This window comes from Geodermatophilus sp. SYSU D01036 (assembly GCF_054050435.1).
In genome coordinates this window covers 23,090-50,082 of the sequence record NZ_JBJGZJ010000023.1, presented here as the reverse complement: position 1 = coordinate 50,082, position 26,993 = coordinate 23,090, and the positions used below count along the sequence as shown (strand labels likewise).

The following is a 26,993-nucleotide window of genomic DNA, read 5'->3' as shown; positions in this document are numbered from 1 at the left end:
ACCTCACCGCGGACGGCCGACCACCAGCAGCACCACCGCCCCGACGAGCAGGCCCAGCCCGACGCCGCCGACGACGTCCAGCGGCAGGTGCGCCGCGGTCCACACCCGCGCCAGGCACACCAGCGCCGCCAGCACCACCCCGGCGATCCGCCCGTGGCGGCCCAGCCACGGCCAGGCCACGGTGAGCACGGCGACCACGACGGCCGCGTGCCCGGACAGGAACCCGCGGCCCCGCGCGGCCGCCCCTCGGATCACGACGTCGTCGAGCAGCCCGTCGGGCCGGCCGCGCACGACGACGTCCTTGATCCCCTTCGCCGCCAGGTAGGTCCCGACGCCGGCCAGCAGCAGCCCCAGCGCGAGCCGCCACCGCCGCAGCGCGGCCGCGACCACGGCGGCCGCCGGCACGACGAGGAAGTTCCCCAGCTGCATGACCGGCCAGACCAGCACGAACGGCACGACGTCGACCCCGTTGACCGCCCGGAACACCGCCGCCTCGGGCGCGGGCACCGACGTCCGCTCGACCGGCAGTGCGGCCAGCACGAGCAGCGCCGCGCCGACGGCGGCCAGGACCACCTCGCGACCGCCCCGGGCGACCGGCGGGCGCGGGCGGGTCGCCGTCCGCCCGGTCACGCCGTCTCCGGCACCAGCTCCGTGCGCGGTGCGGAGTTGGGCTCGCGCCGCCACGAGCGGTTGTGCCGCCAGAACAGGTAGGTGCCGATGCCGAGGGGGATGGGCAGCAGGTAGGTGAGGCCCCGGAAGACGAGCACGGCCGCGGCCACCAGCGACCGATCCCCGCCGTAGGCCGACATGCCGGTGATCAGGGCCAGCTCGATGACGCCGAGCCCGCCCGGGGTGAACGGGATCGCGGTGAGCAGGCGGGCGAAGGCGAACACCATGAGCGCCTCGACGACGCTGACCTGCTCGGCGGACACGCCCACCGCGCGCAGCGCGATGAGCAGCACGAGGAACAGGGACAGGTGGCTGACCACGGTGGCGAGGGTGAGCCAGTGCCAGCGGGCGCGCAGCAGCAGCGCGGTCCGGTCGCGGAACTTCGTCGTCGCCTTGTCCCAGCCCTGCACGGGCGGGCGGCCGAACGGCCGGATCAGCGCGGAGGCGACCCGCCCGCTGCCCCGGCCGATCCGGGCGGCGCCCTCCCGGCTGTGCAGCAGCAGGCCGAGCACGACCACGGCCGCGACCAGCCCGGCCACCCCGGCGATCCCGGCGGCCACCCGGCCGGGACCGGGAGTGGACGAGGTGAAGGCCATCAGCACGAGGGCGACCACCGGCAGGGCGAGCTTGGCGAAGTTGTTCCACAGCCCCGACAGCAGCAGCGACACCGACGTCCGGGACCGCGAGAACCCCCACGAGGAGTTCATCGCGTAGGTCAGCCCCAGGGAGATCGCCGCCCCGCCGATGACGGTGTTCGACACCGCGGTGGTGGTGAGGGTCGAGACCGTCGCCTCCCGCAGCCGCAGGCCGGGCATGGTCACGACCATCACGAACTGGTAGGTGGCCAGGTTCCAGGCGGCCGCGGCCAGGAGCAGCAGCAGCGACCCCCACGACAGGTCGACCACCGCGTCCCAGACCTGCGTCATGTCGGCGAAGCGCGGCAGGAACCACAGGAAGACGGCGGCGACCAGCGCGAGCGAGAACAGCGGGGCGAGCACTCGGCGCCACAGGGGCTTGCGCCGGGACGGCCGTGCGGGGGGCGCCTGCGGGGTCACGGCGGTCATGGCGGGTCCCCCTCGTCCTCGGGGCCGGCGGCGTCGGCGGGCGGCGGGTCGAGCTGCAGCCGGCCGCCGCTCTCCTCGTGCACCTCGCCGGCGAGCACCTCGCGGCTCACGACGCCCAGGCTCTGCGTGGCGAGCGCCAGGGGCTCCCCGCGGTTGTCGCCGGAGAGCGTGAACACGACGGTCAGGCAGCCGCCGGGGAAGACGTAGTAGCGGCGGCCCAGGTACTCCGGGGTCACCCGGACGACCCGCTCGAAGCGCTGGAGCCCGTCCCGCTCGCTGGGGATCTCGGTGGCGCCCGCGGTGTCGCAGCCGGCGGTCAGCCGCACCTCGATGGCGTGGTAGCCGTCGCGGTCGGAGTTCAGCCAGAACCGCGCCGAGCCCGAGTGGGCGTCGAGGCCGGCGAAGGTCCAGCCCACCGGGACGCTCTCCACGCACGGCACCCAGGTCGCCGTCGGCACCGCCTGGGCCATGAGCACGACGCCGTGGGCGGCCCGGTCGTCGTCGCCGGTGCGGCAGGCGGGCAGCTCGCCGCTGACGGTCGGGGTGCCCGGCGCGCAGCCCGCGGTCAGCAGGGCGGCCGCCAGCACCGCTGCGGCGGCCGGGCGCCGGGCGGCGCTCACAGCGGGGACCCGAGCAGGTCGACGGCGACGGCGAGGGTGAGGACGAGGGCGAGCGCGGTGACCACGCACAGCCCGGCCCGGCGCCAGGTCCACCGCTGGATGCGCACCGGCGGGAGCCGGTAGGGCAGCAGCTCGAGGAAGTCCCGGTGCAGGTCGCGGCCCTGCGCGCGCAGCATCCGGCGCAGCTGCGAGGGCATGGTGAGCCCGCGGGTGGCGGCGAAGGCCTCGGCCAGCTCCTCGTCGGAGAACTGCAGGCGAGCCCGCTCGTAGACGGTCCGGGCATCGGTGCGCAGCGCGAGGACCAGCAGCATGTTGGCCAGGTCCACCGCCTGCCGCCACGGGCTGGGGCGCACCTCGGCGAACGCCGAGTCGATGAGGAACAGCGTGCCGTCGCGCACCATCACGTTGGCCGGCTTGATGTCGCGGTGGGCCATGCCGATCTCCCACATCCGCCGCACCACGGCCAGCCCCTGGTCGATCACGGCGTCGTCCACGACGACCTCGGGGTCGCCGATCTCCCGCGCGCCCTGGAGGAACTCGGCGACCAGGAGGTACTCCCGCTCCGGGGTGATCTCCACGATCCCCAGCGGGTGCGGCACCGGCAGGCCGGCGTCGGAGAGCAGCCGCAGCACGTAGTCCTCGTACTGCACCAGCCGCCGCACGCTGTGGTACGGCTTCTCGTCCTCGAGCCGCCCGTAGAGCAGCGTGCGCCCCAGCTTGAACCAGCGGTCGGACCGCACGTGCGTGGCGGCGTAGAGCTTGCCGAAGACGCAGCTCTCCTCCTGCTCGGCGGCGTCGGTGGCCTTGACGGTGATCTTCAGCGGCGTGGACCCGCCCGACCCCGCCAGGCCGAACGGCTTCACCGAGGTGGCGACCAGCCCGAGCTGGTCCTGCAGCGCCCGGATGATGGCCTCCCCGCGGGCGCCGGTGACGTCGAGGTGCGCCGGGCTGCCGCGCCGGTAGCGGACCGGGTACACCTCGTTGGGCGTCAGCAGCCGGAAGGCGGCCAGCGGAGCGGCGACGCCGAGGACGACCCCGGCCAGGACGTCGGTGGGGTGGTCCTGGGCCAGGTAGAGCCGGGAGGCCGCGGTGACCAGCAGCAGGCCCCACACCACCCACTTGCCGATGTCCCGGAGGTGGCCCGCGGGCACCAGCGAGTAGAGGGTGCTGACGAGGAAGGTGGCCAGCACGGTCATCGGCACCGACGGCATCGAGAAGCCCGACCAGCTGCCGAGGATCTCCACCTCGTAGGGCCGGGGGCGCTGCAGGGTGGCGGCCAGGGTCGCGGCGGTGTTCACCACCAGCAGGCCGACCCCGATCCACACGAACAGGTGCCGCCAGCGGCGGAAGACCGCCAGCACGACGAGGTTGGCCAGCCACAGCAGGTGGATCGCCCGGCTGGTGCCCAGCACGCCGGCCACCTCGGCGACGTCGGTGAGGCCGGGGGAGCGGATCGCGGCGATCGCCTGCAGCACCCGGGTGTCGACCAGGTCGAAGAACGCCGCGCTGCCGGTGAGGAGCACGACGCCCCAGGTGACGACGACGCCGCCGCTGAGCGCCAGCCACCACTTGCCCGAGGCGTTGAGGTGCCGCGGCAGCGGCGGGGGCTCGCCGGAGGGCCGGCGCCGGCGGTGGACGTGCTGGATCGGCGGGAGGTCCGGTCGCCGGACCTGTCCTCCCGCGGGGTGCTGCGCCGCCGGCGCCGTCGCCGGTGCCTGCGGCGCCGGAGCGCGGTCTGGTGCCCGGGGCGCCGGGGGTCGCGCCGTGGCCGCCATGCCGCCCGATGCTGCACCGGTTGCGCTCGCGGGACCATCGACCTTGGTCCCGAGCAGGGCTAGCGTGGCCGTCCCCGCGCCAGTCCGCCCGCGGGGCGTCGCCTCCTGTCCGGGAGGGTCCGCGATGCGTCGTCGACCGCTCGCCGCGCTGCTCCTCGCCGCCGCCGTGCTGGGCGCCTGCGGCTCCCCGGCCGCGGACGCCGGCCCACCCGCCGAGGGCGTCGTCCGGGTGGCGTCCTACGACTTCCCGGAGAACCAGACGCTGGCCGAGGTGTACGCCGAGGCGGTCCGGCGGGCCGGCTTCGAGGTGGCGGTGCAGCACGGCATCGGCACCCGCGAGGTGGTCTTCCCGGCGCTCGAGCAGGGCGTCGTCGACCTCGTCGTGGACTACCTGGGCACCGCGTCGGAGTTCCTGGAGGCCGGCGCGGGGACGGCGTCCCACGACCCCGCCGTCCTGCGGGAGTGGCTGGCCGCCGCCCTCGCGCCGCGCGGGCTGACCGTCCTGGCCCCGGCCGAGGCCGAGGACCAGAACGGGTTCGTGGTGCTCACCGACCTCGCCGCCCGGCGGGAGGTGACGACGCTCAGCGACCTCGCCGCGGTCGCCCCGGAGCTGGTGTTCGGCGGCCCGCCCGAGTGCAGCGAGCGGCGGTTCTGTCTGCCCGGGCTGCGCGAGGTGTACGGCATCGAGTTCGCCGAGGTGCGCAGCATGCCGTCGCGGGCGGCCACGGTGGAGGCGCTGCTCACCGGGCAGATCGACGTCGGGATGCTGGAGACGACCGACGCCCGGCTGACCGACGCCTCGCTGCACCTGCTGCGCGACGACCTGGCGCTGCAGCCGCGGGAGAACGTGGTGCCGCTCGTGCGGACCGAGGTGGCCGCCGAGGGCGGCGAGCGGCTGGGCGCCGCGCTGGACGCGGTCAGCGCCCAGCTGACGACGATCGACCTGATCCGGCTCAACCGCTCCGTCGCCGTCGACGGGCTCACCCCCGCCGAGGCCGCGGCCCGCTGGTGGGACGGCCGGTGACGAGGGGTCCTGCCGCTCAGGTGATGGCGCTGGTGCCGGTGATCGCGCGGCCGACGATGAGGCTGTTGACCTCGCGGGTGCCCTCGTACGAGTAGATCGCCTCGGCGTCGGCCACGAACCGGCCGACGTGGTTCTCCAGCAGGATCCCGTTGCCGCCCATGAGCTCCCGCGCCCAGCCGACGGTCTCCCGCATGCGCATGGTGCTGTAGCCCTTGGCCATCGAGGCGTGCTCGTCGCGCAGCATCCCGCAGTCCTGCAGCTGGGACGCCCGCGCGCACAGCGCCGCCGACGCGGTGATGTTGCCGAGCATCCGGAACAGCAGGTCCTGCACCAGCTGGAACGAGGTGATCGGGCGGCCGAACTGCTCGCGGCCCAGCGCGTAGCGCAGCGCGTGCTCGTACGCGCCGCGCGAGCACCCGACCGCCGACCACGCCACGCTCACCCGGGTGGCCCGCAGGACGTTCGCGGTGTCGCGGAAGGAGTTCGCGTTCTGCAGCCGGTTCTCCTCCGGCACGCGGACGCCGTCGAGGGTGATGTGCGCGTTCTGCACCGCCCGCAGCGCGATCTTGTCCTCGAGGTCGACGGCGCTGAAGCCCGGCGTCGGCGTCTCGACGACGAAGCCGAGCACCCGGTCGGTCTCGACGTCGCGCGCCCAGATGACGACCAGGTCGGCGAAGCTGCCGTTGCCGATCCACTTCTTCTGCCCGTCGAGGACCCACTCGTCGCCGTCGCGGCGGGCGGTGGTCTGGATGCCGCGGGCGACGTCGGAGCCGTGCTCGGGCTCGGTCAGGCCGAAGGCGCCGATGGTCTCCATCCGCGCCATCCCCGGCAGCCAGCGCTCCTTCTGCTCCTCGGAGGCGCACAGGTGCAGGGTGCCCATGGCCAGCCCGCCGTGGACGCCCATGAACGTGGCCACCGACGGGTCCCCCCGGCCGAGTTCCATCGAGACCATGCCGTCGAACAGCGACGAGCGGCCGGGGGAGCCGTACCCGGAGTACTGCGCCCCCGCGATGCCGAGCTCGGCCAGGCCCGGGATGAGCTCGCGCGGGAACTGCGCCCGCGTCCAGTACTGGTTGATCACCGGCTCGACCTGCTCGTCCATGAACGCCCGGACGCGCATCAGCGTCGCCCGGTCCTCCTCGTCGAGGAGGGCCTCGAGCTCGTAGAAGTCCGACGTGACGGTGGGCCGGTCGGCCATGGCACTGCCTCCTCCGGGTGCCGGGACCCCGCTGTCCCGTGGGTCCGGCCTACCCCCGCCCCCGGGCGGCAACCCGCACCGGCGGTGCGTGTCGGTGACCCGGGGCGCCGGCCGTCGACGTCGTCCCCGGTCACAGACGCCACCGTGCGGTGCCCGGCCCCACCCCGCAGGGACGGGCCGGGCACCCGCGGGGTGAGGTCGCGCCCGCCCGGCGGCGGCATGGGGGCGGGGCGATCGGGGCAGGGACGGGCGGATCCGACCGCACCCGTTCCGAGGAGGGCCCCGTGCCCCGTTCCATCGCCGACCAGACCGACGACGAGCTGGGAGGTCCCGGCAGCGTCCTGGTCCGCCAGCGGGAGGACCACGTCGAGCTCGACCGGCTGCTGCACGGGCTCGACGGCACCGCCGGCCGCGCGCAGGAGGAGGTGCTGACGCGCATCGACCGGCTGGTGTTCAGCCACGCGTTCGCCGAGGAGACCGTGCTCTGGCCGGTGATCCGCCGGGTGCTGCCCGACGGCGACGCGCTGACCCGGCGGATCGAGACCGAGCACCAGGAGGTCAACGAGCTGGTCGCGGCGCTGGAGGAGGGCGGCCCCGACGACCCGGAGCGGCCCGCCCGGCTGGCCCGGCTGGTCGAGGTGCTGCGCGAGGACGTCCGCGACGAGGAGGACGTGCTGTTCCCCCGGCTGCAGGAACGGCTCGACCCCGCCGAGCTGCGCCGGCTGGGCCGCCGGTGGGAGTTGGTGCGCCGGATCTCGCCCACCCGCGCGCACCCCACGGTGTCCCGCCGCCCGCCGGGCAACGCTCTCTCGGGCCTGCCGCTGTCGCTGCTGGACCGAAGCCGCGACGTCGTCGACACCCTCGTCCGGCGGGCGCCCGCCCCGCTGGCCCCGGCCGGTCGGGCGGTCAGCCGGGGGCTGGCCGCGGTGGCCGCCGTCGTCGAGCGCACCCCGCCGGCCCGCCGCGGCGACGGCCCGCCCACCGCCCGCTGAGCACACGACGAGGGCCCCCTCCCGGGATGGGGAGGGGGCCCTGTGTTCGGCCTCCCTGCAGGGGCCCGCCGCGAGCGGAGCGAGTGGCGGGGGGCAGGGAGGTCCTTCCTCAGTGGGTGTGGCGGGGCTTGGGCTCGGCGCGGGCGTCGAGCTGGATCTCCTTGTCCGCCCCCGGGACGCCCTCCTTGAGCTCGGTCGTCCGCTCCTTCTCGGCGTCGAACTCGATGCCGAACAGCAGCGCCATGTTGATCAGCCAGAACCAGATGAGGAAGACGATGACGCCGGCCAGCGCACCGTAGGTCTTGTTGTAGCTGCCGAAGTTCGCCACGTAGAAGGCGAAGGCGGCCGAGGCCAGGACCGCGACGAGGATGGCCACGCCGGCACCGGGGCTGATGAACCGGAAGCCGCGCAGCTTGACGTTCGGCGTGGAGTAGTAGAGGACGGCGATCATCAGGGCCAGGACCACCAGGATCACGGGCCACTTGACGACGTTCCACACGGTGAGCGCGGTGTCGCCCAGGCCGATGGCCGAGCCGACGGCCTCGACGACCGGGCCGCTGAGGACCAGCATCGCCACGATGACGGCGGCGAACAGGATGCCGATCAGGGTGATCAGCAGCTGCAGCGGCTTGAGCTTCCAGATCTTGCGGCCCTCGGGCGTCTCGTAGACGACGTTGGACGCGCGGGTGAAGGCGCCCACGTAGCCCGACGCCGACCAGATCGCGAGGGCGAGACCGATGACGAGCCCGACGCCGGCGGTGCTCTGGTTGCCGGCGACCTGCTCGATGACCGGGCCCATCGTGTTCGCGGCGCTGGCGGGGACGACGGTGGTCAACGCGTCGGTGAGCTGCTGGGGGGTCGTCAGCAGGCCGACGATCGACGTCAGCGCGATCAGCGCCGGGAAGAGCGCGAGGACGCCGTAGTAGGTCAGCGACGCCGCCCAGTCGGTGAGGTTGTCCTCCTGGAACTCCTTGACGGTCCGCTTGACCGTGCCGAAGAAGGTCGGCGTGGTGTCCGCGCCGCGCGGCGCGTTGTCGAAGCGGGTGGAGTTGACCTTGTCGTCGTGCGGCGCGGGGTCACCGGCGGTGTTGCCGGAGAAGCGCGTCGGCTTCGCCGTGTCGGTGCTCGCGGCGCGGGAGCCGTGCGGGCGGGCCATGGTCGTCCTCCGGGTCTGGGGCGGGTCGATCGGACCGTGGTTTCCCCGGACGGGGCGCTTCCATGCGCGCGGTGATCATCCCGGCGCGTCGCGGGCGTCAGCGGATGCCGGAGACCGGGCACCACTCGCCGGCGCCGGCGGTGGCCCGCTCGACGTCGTGGAGGTCGTCGGGGCCGGCCGGCCCGCTGCGCCGCGCCTGCACCATCCCGGCCAGGCTGACCAGCGCGACCGCGCCCGCGGCACCCGCGCCGAGCAGGGCCACCGCGGTGAACCCGGACGCCCGCGGCAGGCCGGTGGCCGGGTCGAGGGTGGCGCCGAGCAGCGCCACGGTGAGCGTGCTGCCCACCGCCTGGCCCACCGCGCGGGCGATCGAGTTGACCGCGTTGGCGACGCCGGTCTCGCTGCGCCGCACCGCCTGCACCACGAGGGTCGGCAGCGCCGCGTAGGCCACGGTCACCCAGGCCTGCGACAGCAGCCCCGCGACGACCACCAGCGCCGGCTCGGACCGGCCCAGCGCGAACACCACGAACCCGGCGACGCCGGCGACCGCGCCGGTGAGCAGGGTGGGCAGCGCGCCGATGCGGTCGACGACCTTGCCGGCCAGCGGCGCCAGCAGGATGCCGACCACGCCGCCGGGCAGCAGGTAGACGACGGCGGCCTCGAGCACCGACGCGCCGAACCCGTAGCCGGCCACCCCGGGCGGCGTCTGGACGTACTGCATGACGGCGAGGAAGGACACGAACAGCCCGATGCCGGTGGTGAAGCCGGCGATGTTGGGCACGAGCATCCGCGGGTCGGTGAGCAGCGCCGGGCGCACCAGCGGCTGGGCGCGGCGGCGCTGCAGCAGGACCCAGCCGGTGAGGACGGCCAGCGCACCGGCCGCGCAGCCGAGCGTCAGCGGGGAGGTCCACCCCCAGGTGTTGCCCTGCGACACCGGCAGGAGCAGCAGCACCAGGCCGACGCCGAGGACGACGGCGCCGAGCCAGTCGACCCGCCCGCTCGCCGTCGCGGGGCGGCGGGGGAGCAGGACCGCGGCGAGCGCCAGGGACAGCAGGGTCACGCCCAGCCCGATCCAGAACGGCCGGTGGTAGTCCCCGCCGTCGCCGGTGAGCAGGCCCGCGGCGACCAGGCCGACGACGCCGCCGACGCCGAGGGTGCTGCTGACGACCGACATCGCCACGCTGAGGCGCTCCGGCGGGAGCTCGCGGCGCAGCACGCTGATCGACAGCGGGAACAGCCCGTAGGAGGAGCCCTGCAGGACCCGCGCGACCAGCAGCAGCGGCAGCGAGCGGGTGACGATCGCCAGCAGCGTGCCGAGCGCGACCGCGACCAGGATGCCGAGGATCACCGGCCGCTCGCCGCGGGTGTCCCCGAGCCGGCCGAGCACCGGGGTGAGGACCGCGGCGGCCAGCAGGTTGGCGGTGAGCACCCAGCCGGCCGCGGCCGGGGAGACGCCGAGCTGGTCCCCGATCGGCCCGAGCACCGGGACCACGAGGCTCTGCAGCAGGGACAGGGTCGTGACGCCGAGTGAGAGGGTCAGGACCAGCAGCGCCGGCCGCGTGCGGGCGGGCGGGGTGCCGGTGCCGGCGGGGAAGACCTCGGCACCTGCGGACACGACTCGATGACACCACGCGCCGGAGCCGGCGGCGCACCGGCCTCCGACGGCCCCGACGGGTGAAGTCGGTCACAGCCTGTCAGGTGAACACTGCGCAGCGACGATTGAGAGGGCGGTTCGCTGGGGACACAGTCCCCAGAGACGAGCCGCCGGGCCCGCCGCCCGGCCGGCGTCACGAGACGAGCAAGGGGACGTTCGAGATGCTTCTGTGGCCTGCAGTCACCCTGGTCGGGTTCCTGGTCCTGACCGCCCTGGTGATCGCGATGGGCACGTCGACCACGGCGCGGTACGAGCGCGAGCAGCGGGCGGCCGCCCGCCGCGAGACCGCCCCGACCGGTGCCGCCGTCGAGGCGGTCGGGATGGCCCGGGCGGCGTAGCAGCCGCCGGCCCCGAGACGCCCCGCGCCCCGCCGCTCCTCCCGGAGCCGCGGGGCGCGAGTGCGTTCAGAGGTGGGCGTCGGGGGTGTCGAGCACCGTCCGGTCCAGGGACTCCAGCAGGTCCAGCCAGGTGTGCACCCTGGGCAGCTCCCAGTGCTGGAAGTACCGCGCCGCGGCGCGCTTGCCCTCGTGGAAGTCGCTGGTCTCGTCGCGCGTGGCCAGCGCCTGCTCCAGCCACAGCCAGCCGACGACGGTGTGCCCGGCCGCGTCGAGGTAGGCGCTGGCGTTGGCCAGGGCGAGCGCCGGGTCGCCGGTGCCCCACAGCGTGCCGGTCACCGCGACCAGCCGGGCGATCGCGGCGTCGACGTCCGCGGCCAGGTCGGCGAACGGCGTCCCGGCCGCCCGCGCCGTCGTCGCCGCGATCGTCTCGGCCAGCAGCCGCAGCCCGGCGCCGCCGTGCATGGTGACCTTGCGGCCGAGCAGGTCCAGGGCCTGGATGCCGTTGGTGCCCTCGTGGATCGGGTTGAGCCGGTTGTCCCGGTAGAACTGCTCGACCGGGTAGTCGCGGGTGTAGCCGTAGCCGCCGTGCACCTGGATGGCGAGGTCGTCGGCGACCGGCCCCCACTGCGAGGGCCACGCCTTGGCGATCGGCGTCAGGGTGTCGAGCAGCAGGTGGGCGCGGCTGCGGTCGTCCTCGGTCTCGCCGGTCCGCTCCTCGTCGACCAGGCGGGCGCAGTACAGGCCGAGCGCCAGACCGCCCTGCGCGTAGCTCTTGGCGGCCAGCAGCATCCGGCGGACGTCGGGGTGGTCGACCAGCCGGACCATCGGCGACGACGGGTCCTTGCTGCTGGCGGCGCGGCCCTGGGTGCGGGTGCGGGCGTACTCCAGGGCGTGCAGGTAACCGGTGTAGCCGAGGACGGTCGCGCCCATCCCGACGCCGATCCGCGCCTCGTTCATCATGTGGAACATGTAGGAGAGCCCCTTGTGCGGCTCGCCCACGAGGTAGCCGACCGCGCCGGCCCGCCCGCCGGGGGTGTGCACGCCCTCGCCGAAGTTGAGCAGCGTGTTCGTCGTCCCGCGGTAGCCCATCTTGTGGTTGAGGCCGGCCAGGACGACGTCGTTGCGCTCGCCGAGCGACCCGTCCTCCTCGACGAGCACCTTCGGCACGATGAACAGCGAGATGCCCTTCACGCCCGCCGGGCCGCCGGGGATCTTGGCCAGCACCAGGTGGACGATGTTCTCGGTCAGCTCGTGGTCGCCGGCCGAGATCCACATCTTGTTGCCGGTGAGCCGGTAGGTGCCGTCGTCCTGGGGCTCGGCACGGGTGGTGATGTCGGCCAGCGAGGACCCGGCCTGCGGCTCGGACAGCGCCATCGTGCCGAACCAGCGGCCCTCGAGCATCGGCCGGACGAAGCGGTCCTTCTGCTCCTGCGAGCCGTGCGCGAGCAGCAGCCGGGCGTTGCCCATGGTCAGGAACGGGTAGCTCGAGGTCCCGACGTTGGCCGCCTTGAACCAGGCGAACGCCGCCTGCCCGACGGTCTGCGGCAGCTGCATGCCGCCGTACTCCTCGTCGAAGGTCCCGGCCATGATCCCGGACTCGCGGAACACCGCGAGCGCCTTCGCGACCTCGGGGATCATCTCCACCCGGCCGTCGACGAACCGCGGCTCGTTCTCGTCGGCCTTCCGGTTGTGCGGCGCGAAGTGCTCCGTGGCGATCTGCTGCGCCAGCTCCATCACCGCGTCGAACGTCTCGCGCGAGTGCTCGGCGAACCGGGGCCGCTTGGTGAGGGTCTCGACCTCGAGCCACTCGTGGAGCAGGAAGTCCAGGTCGCGTGGCGACAGGATGAGGTTGGGGGACACGGGGCCTCCACGGACGACGGCGGCGGGAGAGCCGGGCGCGCGGCCCGACCGGCCCACGATAGGCCGGGTCCGCGCCGGGCCAGCAGGCGCCGCGGCCCGCCACGGCCCGGCCCGCTCGTGTCGATCATCGGCTGCGTGCACGCGACACGGGACGACGCGCCGCCGCACCGTGCACGCGTCCGATGATCATCAGCTGCACGGGCTGTCCGGAGCGGGCTCACAGACGACGAGAGGCCCCTCCCCGGTGCGGGGAGGGGCCTCTCGGCTCAGTGCCTCAGGCGTGGTGCCGGCCCGCGGGCTCGGCGTCGCCGGGGCGCCCGACCGGGGGAGCCGTCGACGTCGGCGCCGCGGCACCGGCCGCCTGGGCGGCGTCCTCGGCGGTCCCGGCGGCCGGTGCAGCACCGGCCGTCTGGCCGGCCGCGGCCTGCGCCTGGATGCCCGACTGATCGCGCAGCTCGAGCTGCGGCAGGAACCACAGGACGAAGAAGCCGACCGCGACGACGAGCGCCGCCACCAGGAACACCAGGTCGAGGGTGTGGGAGAAACCGATCCGGAACGGCAGGACCAGCGCCGGGTACTGCTCGATCGCGCTGGTGTCGGACAGGACGCTCTCCGGCCCCGCCTGCAGGAGCGCACCGGCCTGCTGCGCGGCCTCCGGGCTGGACTGCGCGGCCTGGCGGATCTGCTCCGGCACCTCGGTGCCCAGCCGCGAGAACATGATCGACAGGAACGCCGCCGTGCCCATCGTGCCGCCCATCTGCCGGAAGAACGTCACCGAGGAGGTGGCGACGCCGATCTCCCGCGGCGACACGGCGTTCTGCACCGCGAGGATGACCGGCTGCATGTTGAAGCCCAGGCCCAGGCCCAGCAGGAGCATGAAGGGCACCAGCGTCCAGACCGAGGTCTCGGCCTCGACCACCAGGGACAGCGAGGCGAGCGCCAGGACCATGAGGACGACGCCCACGAGCGGGAACACCTTGTACTTGCCCGTCCGCGCGATGGTCTGACCCGAGGTCATCGCGCCGGTCATGATGCCGAGGACCAGCGGCAGCATCTGCAGACCGGCGATCGTCGGGCTGGACCCGTGGACGACCTGCAGGTACTGCGGCAGCAGCAGGATGCCGCCGAACATGCCGGCCCCGAGCACGATGCTGGAGACGCTGCTCACCGAGAAGGTCCGGTTGGCGAACATCCGCAGCGGCAGGATCGCGTCGTCCCGGTAGGCCCGCTCGGCCAGCACGAAGCCGATGAGCCCGACGGCGCCGATGGCGTAGCAGGCCAGGGCCCTGCCCGAGCCCCAGCCCCAGGTGCGGCCCTGCTCGGCGACGATCAGCAGCGGGACGAGGGCCACGACGAGCGCGAGCGCGCCGGGCCAGTCGATGCGGTGGTCGCGCCGCTCGTGGGGCAGGTGCAGCACCCGCATCACGACGGCGAAGGCGAAGACGGCCAGCGGCACGTTGATCCAGAAGATCCACCGCCACCCGTCGAGGCCGAGGATCGACGCCTGACCGGCGAGGAAGCCTCCGATGACCGGGCCGAGCACGCTGGACGTGCCCCAGACGGCCATGAAGTAGCCCTGGTACTTCGAGCGCTCCCGGGGCGGGACGACGTCGGCGATGATGGCCAGGGCCAGCGACATGAGGCCCCCGGCGCCGATGCCCTGGACGGCGCGGAAGGCGGCCAGCTCGTACATCGAGTCGGCGATGCCGCACAGCGCCGAGCCGATCGCGAAGACCGCGATGGCGAACAGGTAGAAGGGTCGCCTGCCGTAGATGTCGGAGAGCTTGCCGTAGAGCGGCGTGGCGATCGTCGAGGTGATCAGGAAGGCCGTGGTCGCCCACGCCTGCAGGTCGTAGCCCTGCAGATCGTCGGCGATGGTGCGGATGGCGGTCGAGACGACCGTCTGGTCGAGCGCGGCCAGGAACATGCCGAGCATGAGGCCGGACAGGATCGTGATGATCTGCCGGTGGGTGAACACGCCGCTGGCGTCGGGCGCAGCGGCCGCCGCACGGGCGTCCCGTCGGCCGTTCGCGCTGGCGCGGGTGGTCTGGCTCATGGCTTCTCTCTCGGGACGGGGAGGGCAGCGGGGGACCGGGGGTCGGACGGCAGCGCTGCCGTCAGGTCGTCGAGCAGGCGCCCGAAGAGCCCGGTGAGCGTGGCGAGGTCGGCGTCGGACCAGCCGGTGAGCATCGCGGCGAGCTGGGTGGTGCGCTCCTCGGCCAGCCGCTCGACGGCGGCCCGGCCGGCGTCGGTGACGACGAGGCGCGTGGCGCGGCCGTCGGTCTCGTCGGCCACGCGCTGCACCAGGTCGCGCTCGACCAGCCAGGCCACGTGCCGGCTGACCGTCGACGGGTCGGCGTGCACCAGCTCGGCCAGCGCGCTCTGCCGCAGCGGCCCGAGCCGGGTCAGCGGGAAGAGCAGCACCAGGGCCGCGCGCTCCCGGCCGTCGGCGGCGGACGGGAGGCTCTTGAACGCGTGCACCAGCCGCATGAAGCGCGGCATCTGCTCGGAGAGCCGGCGGACCTCCGCTGCGCGCTGCGGCGACGGCGCGGCCGGAGGGCCGGCGTCGCGGGACGCGGACGAGGACATGGAGGACTCCGGAGAACGGGAGGAGTGGATGCGTGCACGGTACAAGTGCGTGTGCGCTACACACAACCAGTTGCGCCGTGCATGCCTCGTGACGCGAGCGACAACGGGTCCACCTCCGGTACCCGCGAGTGCCGCTGGGTGCACCTCGGGCGGGAAGGGTCCGGCGCCCCCCCGCGTTGCACCCCCTGGCCCAGCAGCGCCGGACGTCCGGCGGCGCGGGCCGGACCTGCGATCCTGGGGGCGGTGGCCCCGGTCGCCACCCGTCCCCCCACCCCGGAAGGGAGTCGAGCGCGCCCGTGACCGCGACCCTCGCGGACCTCCGGTCCCGGCTGGCCGCGCTGACCCTCGACGACGAGCACCGGCTCGGCCGGCGGCTCGAGGGTCTGCGCCGCACCCGTGACGAGGCCGCACGCGAGCGGGCCCTCGGCACGATCGCCGCCGACGTCGCCGCCGCGGAGGAGCGCATCGCCCGTCGCCGGGCCGCCGTCCCCACGATCACCTACCCCGAGCAGCTGCCGGTCAGCGCCCGCCGCGACGACATCGCCGCCGCGCTGCGCGAGCACCAGGTGGTCGTCGTCGCCGGGGAGACCGGCTCGGGCAAGACCACCCAGCTGCCCAAGATCGCCCTCGAGCTCGGCCGGGGCGTGCGCGGGCGGATCGGGCACACCCAGCCGCGGCGGATCGCCGCGCGCACGGTGGCCGAGCGGATCGCCGAGGAGCTCGGCACGCCGCTGGGCGGGGCGGTCGGCTGGAAGGTGCGGTTCACCGACCAGGTCGGCGACGGCACGCTGGTCAAGCTCATGACCGACGGCGTGCTGCTGGCCGAGATCGCGCACGACCGGCTGCTGCGCCAGTACGACACGATCATCGTCGACGAGGCCCACGAGCGGAGCCTCAACATCGACTTCCTGCTGGGCTACCTCGCCCAGCTGCTGCCGCGCCGGCCCGACCTCAAGGTCGTCATCACCTCGGCCACCATCGACGTCGACCGGATCGCCAAGCACTTCTCCGTCGACGGCGCCGAGGTGCCCGTCGTCGAGGTCAGCGGCCGCACGTACCCGGTGGAGGTCCGCTACCGGCCGGTGGTGGACCCCGACGACCCGGACGCCGATCCCGACCGCGACCAGGTCACCGCCATCGCCGACGCCGTCGAGGAGCTGGCGCACGAGGGCCCGGGCGACGTCCTCGTCTTCCTCGCCGGCGAACGCGAGATCCGCGACACCGCCGACGCCCTGGCCGAGCGCTTCCCCGGCGTCGAGGTGCTGCCGCTCTACTCCCGGCTGTCGGCGGCCGACCAGCACCGGGTGTTCCAGCCGCACACCGGCCGCCGGGTCGTGCTGGCCACCAACGTCGCCGAGACGTCGCTGACCGTGCCCGGCATCCGCTACGTCGTCGACCCCGGCACCGCGCGCATCTCCCGCTACAGCGCGCGCACCAAGGTCCAGCGGCTGCCGATCGAGCCGATCAGCCAGGCCTCGGCGCGGCAGCGCTCGGGCCGCTGCGGCCGCGTCGCCGAGGGCGTCGCGATCCGGCTCTACACCGAGGACGACTTCGACGGCCGGCCGGAGTACACCGACCCGGAGATCCTCCGCACCAGCCTCGCCTCGGTGCTGCTGCAGATGGCCGCGCTCGACCTCGGCGCCGTCGAGGACTTCCCGTTCGTCGACCCGCCGGACCGGCGCGCCGTCGCCGACGGCCGGGCGCTGCTCGAGGAGCTCGGCGCACTCGACGACGCCGGCCGGCTCACCGACACCGGGCGGGCGCTCGCCCAGCTCCCGCTGGACCCGCGGCTGGGCCGCATGGTGGTCGAGGCCGACCGGCGCGGCGTGCTCGAGGAGGTGCTCGTCGTCGCCGCGGGCCTGACCATCCAGGACCCGCGGGAGCGGCCCACCGAGCACCAGCAGGCCGCCGACCAGATGCACGCCCGGTTCGCCGACGAGCACTCCGACTTCCTCACGCTGCTCAACCTCTGGCGGTACCTGACCGAGCAGCAGGAGGCGCTGTCGGGCAGCGCGTTCCGCCGCACGGTCAAGCGCGAGTTCCTGCACTACCTGCGCATCCGCGAGTGGCAGGACCTGCACGGCCAGCTGCGCAGCACCGCCCGCCGGCTGGGCATGACCCCCGGCTCGCTCGCCGCCGAGCCCGACGAGCGCGGCATCACCACCGCCCTGCTCGCCGGCCTGCTGTCGCAGGTCGGCCTCCAGGTCGAGGACCTCGCAGGGAGGAAGGACGCATCCCGGCGCCGCGGCGGCCGCGAGTACCTCGGTGCCCGCGGCGCCCGGTTCGTCATCGCCCCCGGCACCCCGCTGGCGAAGAAGCCGCCGCGCTGGGTCGTGGCCGCCGAACTCGTCGAGACCAGCCGGCTGTTCGCCCGCACCGTGGCCCGCGTCGACCCCGACGACGTCGAGCGGCTGGCCGGCCACCTGGTCCGGCGCGAGTACTCCGAGCCCCGGTGGGACGCGAGGCGCGGCTCCGTCGTCGCCACCGAGCGGGTCACCCTCCACGGCATCCCGCTCGTCGTCGGCCGGCGGGTGCAGTACGGCTCGATCGACCCGGTCGTCTCCCGCGAGCTGTTCATCCGGCACGCCCTCGTCCAGGGCGAGTGGACGACGCACCACCGCTTCTGGGCCGACAACCAGCGCGCCATCGAGCGGGTCGCCGAACTGGAGGAGCGGGCCCGCCGCCGGGACATCCGGGTCGACGACGAGACGCTGTTCGAGCTCTACGACGCCCGCATCCCCGCCGACGTCGTCTCCACCCGGCACTTCGACCGCTGGTGGAAGCAGGCCCGCCGCGAGACCCCGGACCTGCTCACCCTCACGCCGGAGGTGCTCACCGACGCGGCCGCGGCCGGGCAGGTGGACCCCGCGGACTTCCCCGACGAGGTGCCGCTGACGCAGGGACTGACCCTGCCGCTGTCCTACGCCTTCGCCCCCGGCGCGCCGGAGGACGGCGTCACCGTCGACGTGCCGCTCGCGGTGCTCGACACCGTCGCCGAGCGGACGTCGGGGGAGTCGCTGGCCTTCACCGTGCCCGGCCTGCGCGAGGAGCTGGTGACGGCGCTGCTGCGGACGCTGCCCAAGCAGCTGCGCCGGGCGCTGGTGCCGATCCCCGACCGGGTCCGCGAGGTGCTGCCGCACATCGGCCCCACCGAGCCGCTGCTGCCGGCCCTGGAGCGCGAGCTGCGCCGGGCCGCGGCCGTCGTCGTCCCGCCGGACGCCTGGCGCCCGGCCGAGGTGCCGGCGCACCTGCGGGCCACCTTCCGCGTGCTCGACGACAGGCAGCGGCCGCTGGCCACCGGCAAGGACCTGCAGGCGCTGCGCCGCGAGGTGGCGCCGGCCAGCCGGGCGAGCCTGGCCCGCGCCGCCTCGGACCTGGAGCGCACCGGGCTGACGGCCTGGACGATCGGCGAGCTGCCGCGCACCGTCGAGGTCCGCCGCGGCGGGCACGTGGTCACCGCGTACCCGGCGCTGGTCGACGAGGGGACGACGGTCGGCGTCCGGGTGGTGGCCACCGAGACCGAGGCCACCCGGCTGACCTGGCGCGGCGCCCGGCGGCTGCTCGTGCTCGTGGCCGGCTCGCCCGCCCGGCAGGTGGTCAGGGGGCTCTCGCCGAAGAGCCGGCTGGCGCTGCAGTTCAACCCCGACGGCGAGATCCCCGCGCTGGTCGACGACTGCGTGGACGCCGCGGCCGACGAGCTGGTCGCCGCCGCCGGCGGGCCGCCCCGCGACGAGGCCTCCTTCGCCGCCCTGGTGACGACGGCGAAGCAGCAGCTGCTGCCGCTCACGCAGGACGCCGTGCGGCGGGTCGAGGCGGTGCTGACCCAGGCCCGCGAGGTCGCCGTCGCGATCGGCGCGGCGCCGGGGCGCCGGGTGCCCGAGGCGGCGGTCGCCGACCTGCGCCGGCAGATGACCGGGCTGCTGCACCGCGGCTTCGTGGCCGACGCCGGCCGGCGGCGGCTGCCCGACCTGGTCCGCTACCTCAAGGGCATGGCGCTGCGGCTGGAGAAGCTCCCGGCCAACGCGGTGCGCGACGCGCTCTGGACGGAGCAGGTCGCCGCGGTCACCGCCGAGTACGAGCAACTGCGCCGCGGGGTGCCGCCCACCGGCGCCCCCGACGACCCGGTCACCCGCATCCGGTGGATGGTCGAGGAGCTGCGCGTGGGCCTGTTCGCCCAGCAGCTCGGCACGCCCCGGCCGATCTCCGAGCAGCGCGTCTACAAGGCCATCGACGCCCTGAGCGCCTAGGCCGTCGCGCCGTCCCGGCCGGCGGGGCCGGGCTGGTCCCGCAGCAGGGCCGAGATGCGCTGGCGGGTGACGCCGAACATCCCGGCGATGCGGTTGATGCTCACGTGCTCGGCCTGCAGCGCGCGGGCCTGCGCGCGGCGCCACGTCGACCCGGCGCCGGCCAGGGCGCCGAGGACGGTGGTGATCCGCTCGACGACCAGCGGGCGGGACTCCTCGGTGACGATGTCGAGCCAGCTGTCCCCGGAGCGGCGCTGCGACAGCAGCTGCTCGGCGCGGGTCCGGGCGTCCTGCAGCTCGGCCGCGCACCGGTCGATCTCCCGCACCAGCTGCTCCAGGGCCGCGACCGCGTCGTCCCCGGGTGCCGGCGGGGCGCTCACCGACGGTTCTGTGGTCACGGGGCCTCCTCGCAGTCGGGCGGGCCGCGCCCGCGACCGGTCCCGCCCGATCGTAGGGAACGGGCGTTGCGTGCAAGGGGAGTTGCGCTGCCGACGGCGGCAGGCGCGTCCGGTCCGTCCTCGGCGGGTGATGGGGGCCCGAGTTTGACCACGGGGCGCGCCGGGGAGGGCTGGAGGGACCGAAGCCGTTCGACGGAGGAGATGGGATGAGCGAGCCCACCAGCCACACCGAGGCCGCGGGCGAGGGCCTGTCCGACGAGGAGATGGCGCAGACCGTCGCCGACCAGACCGACAGCGCCTCCGGGCACGCCTACAAGGCCGGCAAGGACTGGGACGGCGACGCCAGCCAGGCGCCTGCGCCCCCGGACACCGAGTCCTGAGCTGACACACTCCTCTCGCCCGGCGCCCGCCGGGCGGGAGGTGCTGTGACGACGACGTCCCGGCGGCCGGACCGGACCGCCGCCGAACCCGCGACCCCGTCCGCGAGGGCGCGCCTGCTGCGCCCGGCCCGCACGGCGACCCGCTACGCGTTGGGCCACGGCCTCCCGGCCCTGTACCTCGCGCGCGCCGCCCGCCGGGGCGACCCGGTCGGCCGGCTGCTGCGCGACCCGGCGGCCCGCGAGGACCCCTACGGCCTCTACGACCAGCTGCGCGCCCGCGGCCCGCTGTCCGGCGGCGCGCTGGGCCCGGTCACCGCCTCGCACCCCGTCGCCACCGCGGTGCTGCGCTCGGACGCCGCCGGCGTGGGCTGGGACCGGTCCCGGGCGCCGGCCCTCGTCCGGTGGGCGCTGCGCTTCGGCGACGAGCTCGACGCCACCGGCGTGGCCGAGCCGCCGTCCATGCTGGTCACCGACCCGCCCGACCACACCCGCTTCCGCCGGCTGGTCAGCCGCGCCTTCACCCCGCGCGCCACGCTGGCCTCCGAGCCGATGGTGCGGCGCACCGCCGAGGCGCTGCTGGACCGGCTGGCCGGCCGCGGTGACGTCGTCGACCTGGTCGACGCCTACGCCGCGCAGCTGCCGGTGCTGGTCATCGCCGACCTGCTCGCCGTCCCTGCCGACCGCCGCGAGGACTTCCTGCGCTGGGGCGCCGCCGCGGCCGCCACCCTCGACCCCGGCCTGCCGCTGCGCCGCTACCTGGCCGCCGAGCGCGGGCTGCGCGCCATGCACGCCTTCCTCCGCGGGCACTTCGCGCGGCTCCGGGCCGACCCGGGCGAGGACCTGGTCAGCCGGCTGGTCACCCTCCCCGACGACGAGGCGCTCTCCGAGCGGGAGCTGCACGCCACGGTGATGCTGCTGCTCGGCGCCGGGTTCGAGACCACGGTCAACCTGCTCGGCAACGCCGTCGTGCTGCTCGACGCCCACCGCGACCAGTGGGACGCCCTCCGGGAGGACCCGGCGGGCTGGGACGGCGCGGTGGAGGAGGTGCTGCGCCACGACAGCCCGGTCCAGCTCACCGGCCGCAGCACCACCCGCGACACCGAGGTCGCCGGGGTGCCCCTGCCGGCCGGCACGCGGGTGACCCTGCTGCTCGGCGCGGCCAACCGGGACCCGGCGGTGTTCGCCGACCCCGCCCGCTTCGACGTCACCCGGCCCAACGCCCGCGAGCACCTGGCCTTCTCCGGCGGCGTCCACTACTGCCTGGGCGCGGGCCTGGCCCGGCTGGAGGGCGTCGTCGGGCTGCGGACGCTCACCGAGCGGTTCCCGCGGCTGCGGGTGGCCGGCCGCCCCGTCCGCCGCGACCTGCAGACGCTGCGCGGCTTCGAGGTCCTCCCGGTACGGCTGACCTGAGGTTCAGCGGTGGGGCGGGAGCATCCCGGCGCCGACGGTGGCGTTGGTGGCCTCGTCGACGATGATGAACCGGCCGGTGACCCGGTTGCTGTTGTAGTCGTCGACGAACAGCGGCTGGGTGGTGCGCAGCTTGACCCGGCCGATGTCGTTGAGGCCGAGCTCGGTGGCCTCGAGGTCGCGGTGCAGCGTGTTGACGTCGAGCCGGTAGGTCAGCTCCTTGACCACCGCACGCACCGAGCGGGTCGTGTGCTTGACCGCCAGCCGCTGCCGCAGGCGCAGCGGCTCCTCGGCCATCCAGCACACCAGCGCGTCGAGGTCCTGCGTCACCTGCGGCACGTTGCCCGGCCGGCAGATCAGGTCGCCGCGGGAGACGTCGACGTCGTCGGTCAGGCGCACGGTCACCGCCATGGGCGGGAAGGCCTCGGCGACCGGGCCGCGCGGGCCGTCGATGCCCGCGATCGTGGTGGTCAGGCCGCCGGGCAGCACCTGCACCTCGTCGCCGGGGCGGAGCACGCCGCTGGCCACGGTGCCGGCGTAGCCCCGGTAGTCGTGGAAGGCGTCGGACTGCGGCCGGACGACGTACTGCACCGGGAAGCGGGTGTCGACGAGGTTGCGGTCGCCGGCGACGTGCACGTGCTCGAGGTGGTGCAGCAGCGAGGGCCCGCCGTACCAGGGCGTGTTCTCCGACCGGGTCACCACGTTGTCGCCGTGCAGCGCCGAGATCGGGACGACGGTGAGGTCGTGGATCGACAGCTTCGTCGCGAACGCGGCGAACTCGTCGCGGATGCCCTCGTAGACGTCCTCGGACCAGTCGACGAGGTCCATCTTGTTCACCGCGACGACCAGGTGCGGCACCCGCAGCAGCGACGCGAGGAAGGCGTGCCGGCGGCTCTGCTCGACCAGGCCCTTGCGCGCGTCGACCAGCACGATCGCCAGGTCCGCCGTCGAGGCGCCGGTGACCATGTTCCGCGTGTACTGCACGTGGCCGGGGGTGTCGGCCAGGATGAACGTCCGCCGCGGGGTGGCGAAGTACCGGTAGGCGACGTCGATGGTGATGCCCTGCTCGCGCTCGGCGCGCAGGCCGTCGGTGAGCAGCGCGAGGTCGACGTAGTCGCCCTTGCTGGCCCGCTCGATCGCCGCGTACTGGTCCTCGAACACGGCCTTGCTGTCGTAGAGCAGCCGGCCGATCAGGGTGCTCTTGCCGTCGTCGACCGAGCCGGCGGTGGCGATGCGGAGGATGTCCTTGCGCGCCGTCGCGATCTCGGCCGCCTGCTCGGCGGCGGGGGAGTGGACGTCGACCGCGGACTGCTCGGACATGGCCCCCATCGTCCCAGCCGCGGCACCGGGGCCCGCGATCGGGGACGCTGGTGTGAGCGGGACCACCCGGTCCTGCGGGGAGGAGCGGTGCGTGGGCGGCTTCGTGTTCCTCGTCCCGGTGCTGCTGGTCGTCGTCGCGGGGTACGCGCTCGGCTACGTCGTCGCCGAGGCGCTCGGGATGGCGGCGCCCGAGGCGGTGGCCTGGCCGGCGGGGCTGCTGCTGCTCGCCGTCACCGTCGTCGCCCTGCTGCGCTTCCGCCGCCGGCGACGCGCTAGAAGTAGCCCTCCTTCTTCCGGTCCTCCATCGCCGCGTCGCTGACCTTGTCGTCGCCGCGGGTGGCGCCGCGCTCGGTCATCCGGGTCACCGCGATCTCGGCGATGACCTCCTCCACCGTGCGCGCCTCCGAGCGCACCGCCGCGGTCAGGTTGGCGTCGCCGACGGTCCGGTAGCGCACCGTCTCGCGGGACACCCGCTCGCCCTCGCGCGGGCGCACGAACTCGTTGACCGCGTACAGCATCCCCTGCCGCTCGACGACCTCCCGCTCCTGCGCGAGGTACAGCGGCGGGATCTCGATGCCCTCGCGGGCGATGTACTGCCAGATGTCGAGCTCGGTCCAGTTCGACAGCGGGAACACCCGGATGGACTCGCCCAGGTGGATGCGCCCGTTGTAGAGGTCCCACAGCTCCGGCCGCTGGTTCTTCGGGTCCCACTGGCCGAACTCGTCGCGGAAGGAGAACACCCGCTCCTTGGCCCGCGCCTTGTCCTCGTCGCGCCGGGCGCCGCCGAACAGGGCCGTGAACCCGTGCTCCTCCACCGCCTCGAGCAGCACCGGCGTCTGGATCCGGTTGCGCGAGCCGTTGGGCTCCTCGCGGACCAGGCCGCGGGCCATCGCGTCGGGCACCGAGGCGACGACGAGCTCCACGCCCAGCTCGGCCACCCGCTTGTCCCGGAACTCGAGGACGTCGGGGAAGTTCAGGCCGGTGTCGACGTGCATCACCGGGAACGGGATGCGCGCCGGCGCGAACGCCTTGCGGGCCAGCTCCAGCATGACGATGGAGTCCTTGCCGCCGGAGAACAGCAGCACCGGCCGCTCGAGCTCGGCGGCCACCTCCCGGATGACGTGGATCGACTCGGCCTCGAGCGTCTCCAGCTGCGTGAGCCGGTAGTCGGGGGTCGTCACCCCACCAGTGTCCGTCACCGGGTCGAGCCCCCCGGCCCGGCCCCTCGCCCGGCGCTCAGCGCACGGCGGCCAGGAGGTCCGCGGCCAGCTCGGGGCGGCAGACCAGCAGGTCGGGCAGCGAGGGGTCGGGCTGGTTGTAGCGCAGCGGCGACCCGTCCAGCCGGACCGCGGTCAGCCCCGCGGCCAGCGCGACGGCGACCGGCGCCGCCGAGTCCCACTGGTACATCCCGCCGGCGTGCACGTAGGCGTCGACCTCGCCGCGGACCACCGCGGTCACCTTGAACCCGGCCGAGCCCAGCGGCACCAGCTCGCCGCCGACCGCCGCGGCGGCCGCGTCGGCCTGCGCCGGCGGCCGGGTCCGGCTCACCGCGATCCGCGGCGGGCGGGTCACCGGCGGTGGCAGGGCCGGCGCCGGGTCGGTCACCAGCACCTCCCCGACGGCGGGCAGCGCGACGGCGCCGGCGGCCAGCGTCCCGCGGACCCACAGCGCCACGTGGACGGCGAAGTCGGACCGCTCCGTCTCGCCGTACTCGCGGGTGCCGTCCAGCGGGTCGACGATCCACACCCGCCCCGCCTCCAGCCGGCTGCGGTCGTCGGCCGCCTCCTCGCTGAAGACGACGTCGTCGGGGCGCTCGGCGGCGAGGACGGCGGTGATCGCCCGCTGGGCCGCGGCGTCGCCGGCGTCGCCGAGGGCGCGGCCGGTCAGCCCGCCGGCGCGCAGGTCGGTCAGCGCGTCCGCGGCCGCCCGCGCGGCGGCCGCGGCGACCTCGACGTCCCTCACCCGGCACCTCCGGGGGCGGTGGCGTCGGTGGGGCGGGAGGGCGGGGCGTGCCGGCCGGAGGCGTCGGTGACCCGCGCGAAGTACTCGGCGCGCAGGTCCTCGCGCGGCAGCACGAACACCGCCCGCGCCTCGACCAGCGGCCGGTCGGGCGCCTCGGCGAGCGCGATGGTGCCGGTGACCACCGACTTGCGGCCGCCGGCCTCGGTCACCCGGCCGCGGCAGACGACGGGGGTGTCCAGCGGCACCGGCCGCCGGTAGTCCAGCTCCAGCCGGGCGGTCATGCCCCACAGGCCCGCGCGGATGGTGGCCGCGCCCAGCACCTGGTCCATCACCAGGCCGCTCATCCCGCCGTGCAGGAAGCCGGGCGGCCCCTCGTAGGTCAGGCCGAAGGACACCTCGCCGACGACGCCGCCGGGCTCCTCGCGCAGCCGCAGCGGCGGGGCGAAGGCGCTGCCGACCCCGGCCACCGGGTTGTAGACGCGCCGGAACCGCACCGGGTCGTCCAGCGCCGGCAGCTGCCCCGGCGGGCGGACCGCGGCGGTCAGCCGGCCGGTGGCGGCCCGCACCGCCGCGGCGACCTCCTGCAGGTCCGCGGCGGGGACGGCGGTGCGCACCGAGGCGTCGACCAGGCCGCGCAGGGCGTCGCCCAGGTCGGCGACCGCGCTCATCAGCGCGGCGTCGTAGGGAGCTCCTCCGCTGTCAGTGGTCACCGGCGGACGGTAGCCCCGCCGGTTCGGCGGGCTGCCCGGGGGGACCGGCGGCCGCGGACCCGGGCGCCGCGCCGGGTGCGCCGCCCGGGACGCCGGGCACCTCGGGGCCGGAGCGGGGGAGCCGCACGGTGAAGGCCGCCCCGCGGCCGGGGGCGGTGTCCAGGGCGACCTCCCCGCCGTGCGCGGCGACCAGCGAGGCCACGATCGACAGGCCCAGCCCGGTGCCGCCGGCGGCCCGGCTGCGCGAGGCGTCGGCCCGGTAGAAGCGCTCGAACACCCGGGCGGCGTCCTCGGGCGCCATGCCGGGGCCCTCGTCGGCCACCCGCAGCACCACCACGTCCCCGCCGCCGCTGGTGTCCTCGCCGATCGAGACGGTCACCCGGGCGGTCTCCGGCGTGTGCACCAGGGCGTTGGTCACCAGGTTCCCGACCACCTGGCGCAGCCGCGCCTCGTCGCCGAGGACCACCGGCACCTCGGTGAGGGAGTCGTCCAGGTGCAGGGTGACCGGCCGGTCCGGCTGCAGGACCCGCGCGTCGTGCACGGCGTCGCCGGCGACCTCGGCCAGGTCGACCGGCGCGATCGACAGCGGGCGCTGCATGTCCAGCCGGGCCAGCTGCAGCAGGTCCTCGACCAGGATGCCCATCCGGCCGCCCTCGCTCTCGATGCGCTGCATCAGCCGGGCGGTCTCCTCCGGGTCGGTGACGGCGCCCTGCCGGTAGAGCTCGGCGAAGCCGCGGATGGAGGTCAGCGGCGTCCGGAGCTCGTGGCTGGCGTCGGCGACGAACCGGCGCATCCGCTCCTCCGACGCCCGGGCCTGCTCCTCGGAGGCCCGCTCGGCGCGGAACGAGTCCTCGATCCGGGCGAGCATGCCGTTGAGCGCCTGCGACAGCCGGCCGACCTCGGTGCGGCTGTCGCCCGGCGCCACCCGCTGCGAGAGGTCCCCGGCGGCGATCGCCTGCGCGGTGCGCTCCACCTCGGCGAGCGGGCGCAGGCTGCTGCGCACCAGCCAGTACCCGGCCACGCCCAGGGCGCCCAGCACCACCAGGCCGACGACGACCTCGATGGCCACCAGCCGCGCGATCACCCGGTCGTCGCGGTCGAGGTCCCCACCGACCACGAGCACCAGCCCACCGGGCAGCTCCGCGGCCGTGACCCGCCAGTAGGTGTCGCCGTCGCCTGAGGCCACCGTCTCCGCCAGCGACCGGCCCGGGCCGCCGTCCTGGGGCGGTCCGCCGGGTGCCGCGGCCCGGGCCGCGATCGCGGTGACGTCGTCGGAGTCGAGGGCGGGCAGGTCGTCCTCGTCGTCCGGGCCGGAGAGCACCACCGGCTCCTCGTCCCCGGGCACCACGCACGCCAGGTAGTTGCCCGGGGCCAGGTAGCGCTGGCGGCTGCCGAACAGGCAGTCGGTGAGGTAGTCCTGCGAGCCCGCCGTCTCGCGCAGCGTGCTCTCCAGCTGCTGGTCCAGCTGGTCGACCAGGTAGCGCTTGAGCAGCGACGTCGCCGCGACCCCGGTGGCGACCAGCGCGAGGGTCACCAGGACCAGCAGCATCGCGACGAGCGTGATCCGCAGCGGCACCCGCGGGAGGCGGGGGCCGCTGCGGAGCGCCGCTCCGGGAGGAGGACCCGGGGGAGT

At 75.1% G+C, this 26,993-nt stretch carries 23 protein-coding genes; 7 read left to right on the top strand and 16 right to left on the bottom strand.

Features of this window, described 5'->3' with window-relative positions; all coding sequences use genetic code 11:
• Window positions 1–3 precede the first annotated feature (3 nt).
• From ACI8AR_RS19210 to ACI8AR_RS19195, 4 genes are read right to left on the bottom strand one after another with little or no spacing between them, the layout of a single operon-like run.
• Window positions 4–630, bottom strand: a complete 627-nt coding sequence (locus ACI8AR_RS19210; RefSeq protein WP_457052410.1) for a phosphatase PAP2 family protein — start codon at window positions 628–630, stop codon at window positions 4–6.
• The gene (locus ACI8AR_RS19205) at window positions 627–1,733 is read right to left on the bottom strand and encodes a lysylphosphatidylglycerol synthase transmembrane domain-containing protein (protein WP_457052409.1); all 1,107 of its coding nucleotides are present in this window, start codon (window positions 1,731–1,733) and stop codon (window positions 627–629) included. The genes ACI8AR_RS19210 and ACI8AR_RS19205 overlap by 4 nt, the downstream gene beginning before the upstream one ends.
• Complete coding sequence (locus tag ACI8AR_RS19200; protein ID WP_457052408.1) at window positions 1,730–2,353, bottom strand: hypothetical protein; 624 nt, start codon at window positions 2,351–2,353, stop codon at window positions 1,730–1,732. The genes ACI8AR_RS19205 and ACI8AR_RS19200 overlap by 4 nt, the downstream gene beginning before the upstream one ends.
• Window positions 2,350–4,128: a phosphatase PAP2 family protein gene (locus ACI8AR_RS19195; RefSeq protein WP_457052407.1), complete on the bottom strand. Its 1,779-nt coding sequence runs from the start codon at window positions 4,126–4,128 to the stop codon at window positions 2,350–2,352. The genes ACI8AR_RS19200 and ACI8AR_RS19195 overlap by 4 nt, the downstream gene beginning before the upstream one ends.
• 124 nt (window positions 4,129–4,252) lie before the next feature.
• On the opposite strand from ACI8AR_RS19195, the gene ACI8AR_RS19190 reads away from it, so the two are divergent.
• Window positions 4,253–5,152: an ABC transporter substrate-binding protein gene (locus tag ACI8AR_RS19190; RefSeq protein WP_457052406.1), complete on the top strand. Its 900-nt coding sequence runs from the start codon at window positions 4,253–4,255 to the stop codon at window positions 5,150–5,152.
• A 16-nt stretch (window positions 5,153–5,168) separates the two neighbouring features.
• On the opposite strand, the gene ACI8AR_RS19185 is transcribed toward ACI8AR_RS19190, so the two are convergent.
• The gene (locus ACI8AR_RS19185; RefSeq protein ID WP_456936585.1) at window positions 5,169–6,350 is read right to left on the bottom strand and encodes an acyl-CoA dehydrogenase family protein; all 1,182 of its coding nucleotides are present in this window, start codon (window positions 6,348–6,350) and stop codon (window positions 5,169–5,171) included.
• A 284-nt stretch (window positions 6,351–6,634) separates the two neighbouring features.
• On the opposite strand from ACI8AR_RS19185, the gene ACI8AR_RS19180 reads away from it, so the two are divergent.
• A complete protein-coding gene (locus ACI8AR_RS19180) occupies window positions 6,635–7,342 on the top strand; it encodes a hemerythrin domain-containing protein (protein WP_457052405.1) in 708 nt (235 codons plus the stop codon).
• A 109-nt stretch (window positions 7,343–7,451) separates the two neighbouring features.
• Here the strand turns inward: ACI8AR_RS19180 and ACI8AR_RS19175 are convergent, their stop codons facing one another.
• Together ACI8AR_RS19175 and ACI8AR_RS19170 are read right to left on the bottom strand one after the other, a co-directional pair.
• A complete protein-coding gene (locus ACI8AR_RS19175) occupies window positions 7,452–8,498 on the bottom strand; it encodes a YihY/virulence factor BrkB family protein (protein WP_457052404.1) in 1,047 nt (348 codons plus the stop codon).
• Window positions 8,499–8,595: 97 nt separating this feature from the next.
• Complete coding sequence (locus ACI8AR_RS19170) at window positions 8,596–10,113, bottom strand: MFS transporter (protein WP_457052403.1); 1,518 nt, start codon at window positions 10,111–10,113, stop codon at window positions 8,596–8,598.
• A 200-nt stretch (window positions 10,114–10,313) separates the two neighbouring features.
• Between ACI8AR_RS19170 and ACI8AR_RS19165 the strand changes: the two genes are divergently transcribed.
• Window positions 10,314–10,490, top strand: coding sequence for a hypothetical protein (locus tag ACI8AR_RS19165; RefSeq protein ID WP_456936581.1), 177 nt, complete (start codon window positions 10,314–10,316; stop codon window positions 10,488–10,490).
• Between the two features lie 66 nt (window positions 10,491–10,556).
• Here the strand turns inward: ACI8AR_RS19165 and ACI8AR_RS19160 are convergent, their stop codons facing one another.
• From ACI8AR_RS19160 to ACI8AR_RS19150, 3 genes are all read right to left on the bottom strand, one after another.
• Entirely contained in the window at window positions 10,557–12,350 is a 1,794-nt protein-coding gene (locus tag ACI8AR_RS19160) for an acyl-CoA dehydrogenase (RefSeq protein ID WP_457052402.1), read from the bottom strand.
• A 274-nt stretch (window positions 12,351–12,624) separates the two neighbouring features.
• Window positions 12,625–14,406, bottom strand: a complete 1,782-nt coding sequence (locus ACI8AR_RS19155; protein WP_457052401.1) for an MDR family MFS transporter — start codon at window positions 14,404–14,406, stop codon at window positions 12,625–12,627.
• A complete protein-coding gene (locus tag ACI8AR_RS19150; RefSeq protein ID WP_457052400.1) occupies window positions 14,403–14,939 on the bottom strand; it encodes a MarR family winged helix-turn-helix transcriptional regulator in 537 nt (178 codons plus the stop codon). The genes ACI8AR_RS19155 and ACI8AR_RS19150 overlap by 4 nt, the downstream gene beginning before the upstream one ends.
• Before the next feature lie 296 nt (window positions 14,940–15,235).
• On the opposite strand from ACI8AR_RS19150, the gene hrpA reads away from it, so the two are divergent.
• On the top strand, window positions 15,236–19,186 hold the full coding sequence (gene hrpA, locus ACI8AR_RS19145) for an ATP-dependent RNA helicase HrpA (RefSeq protein ID WP_457052399.1): 3,951 nt from the start codon (window positions 15,236–15,238) through the stop codon (window positions 19,184–19,186).
• Here hrpA and ACI8AR_RS19140 read toward each other — a convergent pair.
• Window positions 19,183–19,581 carry a hypothetical protein gene (locus ACI8AR_RS19140; RefSeq protein ID WP_457052398.1) on the bottom strand — a complete coding sequence of 133 codons (399 nt, stop codon included), beginning with the start codon at window positions 19,579–19,581 and terminating at the stop codon, window positions 19,183–19,185. The two genes, hrpA and ACI8AR_RS19140, sit on opposite strands and share 4 nt — an antisense overlap.
• Before the next feature lie 206 nt (window positions 19,582–19,787).
• Here ACI8AR_RS19140 and ACI8AR_RS19135 point away from each other — a divergent pair, with 206 nt between their 5' ends.
• Both ACI8AR_RS19135 and ACI8AR_RS19130 read left to right on the top strand, forming a co-directional pair.
• Complete coding sequence (locus ACI8AR_RS19135; RefSeq protein ID WP_456927554.1) at window positions 19,788–19,961, top strand: hypothetical protein; 174 nt, start codon at window positions 19,788–19,790, stop codon at window positions 19,959–19,961.
• A 45-nt stretch (window positions 19,962–20,006) separates the two neighbouring features.
• Complete coding sequence (locus ACI8AR_RS19130; protein ID WP_457052397.1) at window positions 20,007–21,371, top strand: cytochrome P450; 1,365 nt, start codon at window positions 20,007–20,009, stop codon at window positions 21,369–21,371.
• Between the two features lie 3 nt (window positions 21,372–21,374).
• Here the strand turns inward: ACI8AR_RS19130 and ACI8AR_RS19125 are convergent, their stop codons facing one another.
• On the bottom strand, window positions 21,375–22,688 hold the full coding sequence (locus ACI8AR_RS19125; RefSeq protein ID WP_457052396.1) for a sulfate adenylyltransferase subunit 1: 1,314 nt from the start codon (window positions 22,686–22,688) through the stop codon (window positions 21,375–21,377).
• 52 nt (window positions 22,689–22,740) lie between these two features.
• On the opposite strand from ACI8AR_RS19125, the gene ACI8AR_RS19120 reads away from it, so the two are divergent.
• Window positions 22,741–23,007 (top strand): hypothetical protein, encoded by a 267-nt coding sequence (locus ACI8AR_RS19120; protein ID WP_457052395.1) that lies wholly within the window; start codon window positions 22,741–22,743, stop codon window positions 23,005–23,007.
• Here the strand turns inward: ACI8AR_RS19120 and cysD are convergent.
• The 4 genes from cysD to ACI8AR_RS19100 are packed head-to-tail and all read right to left on the bottom strand — an operon-like array spanning window position 22,961 to window position 26,936.
• Window positions 22,961–23,869, bottom strand: a complete 909-nt coding sequence (cysD, locus tag ACI8AR_RS19115; protein WP_456936571.1) for a sulfate adenylyltransferase subunit CysD — start codon at window positions 23,867–23,869, stop codon at window positions 22,961–22,963. The genes ACI8AR_RS19120 and cysD overlap by 47 nt on opposite strands.
• A gap of 55 nt (window positions 23,870–23,924) precedes the next feature.
• The gene (locus ACI8AR_RS19110) at window positions 23,925–24,650 is read right to left on the bottom strand and encodes an inositol monophosphatase family protein (RefSeq protein ID WP_457052394.1); all 726 of its coding nucleotides are present in this window, start codon (window positions 24,648–24,650) and stop codon (window positions 23,925–23,927) included.
• Complete coding sequence (locus ACI8AR_RS19105; RefSeq protein ID WP_457052393.1) at window positions 24,647–25,360, bottom strand: PaaI family thioesterase; 714 nt, start codon at window positions 25,358–25,360, stop codon at window positions 24,647–24,649. Before ACI8AR_RS19105 ends, ACI8AR_RS19110 begins: the two co-directional genes overlap by 4 nt.
• The gene (locus ACI8AR_RS19100; protein WP_457052392.1) at window positions 25,350–26,936 is read right to left on the bottom strand and encodes a sensor histidine kinase; all 1,587 of its coding nucleotides are present in this window, start codon (window positions 26,934–26,936) and stop codon (window positions 25,350–25,352) included. Before ACI8AR_RS19100 ends, ACI8AR_RS19105 begins: the two co-directional genes overlap by 11 nt.
• Window positions 26,937–26,993: the final 57 nt, after the last annotated feature.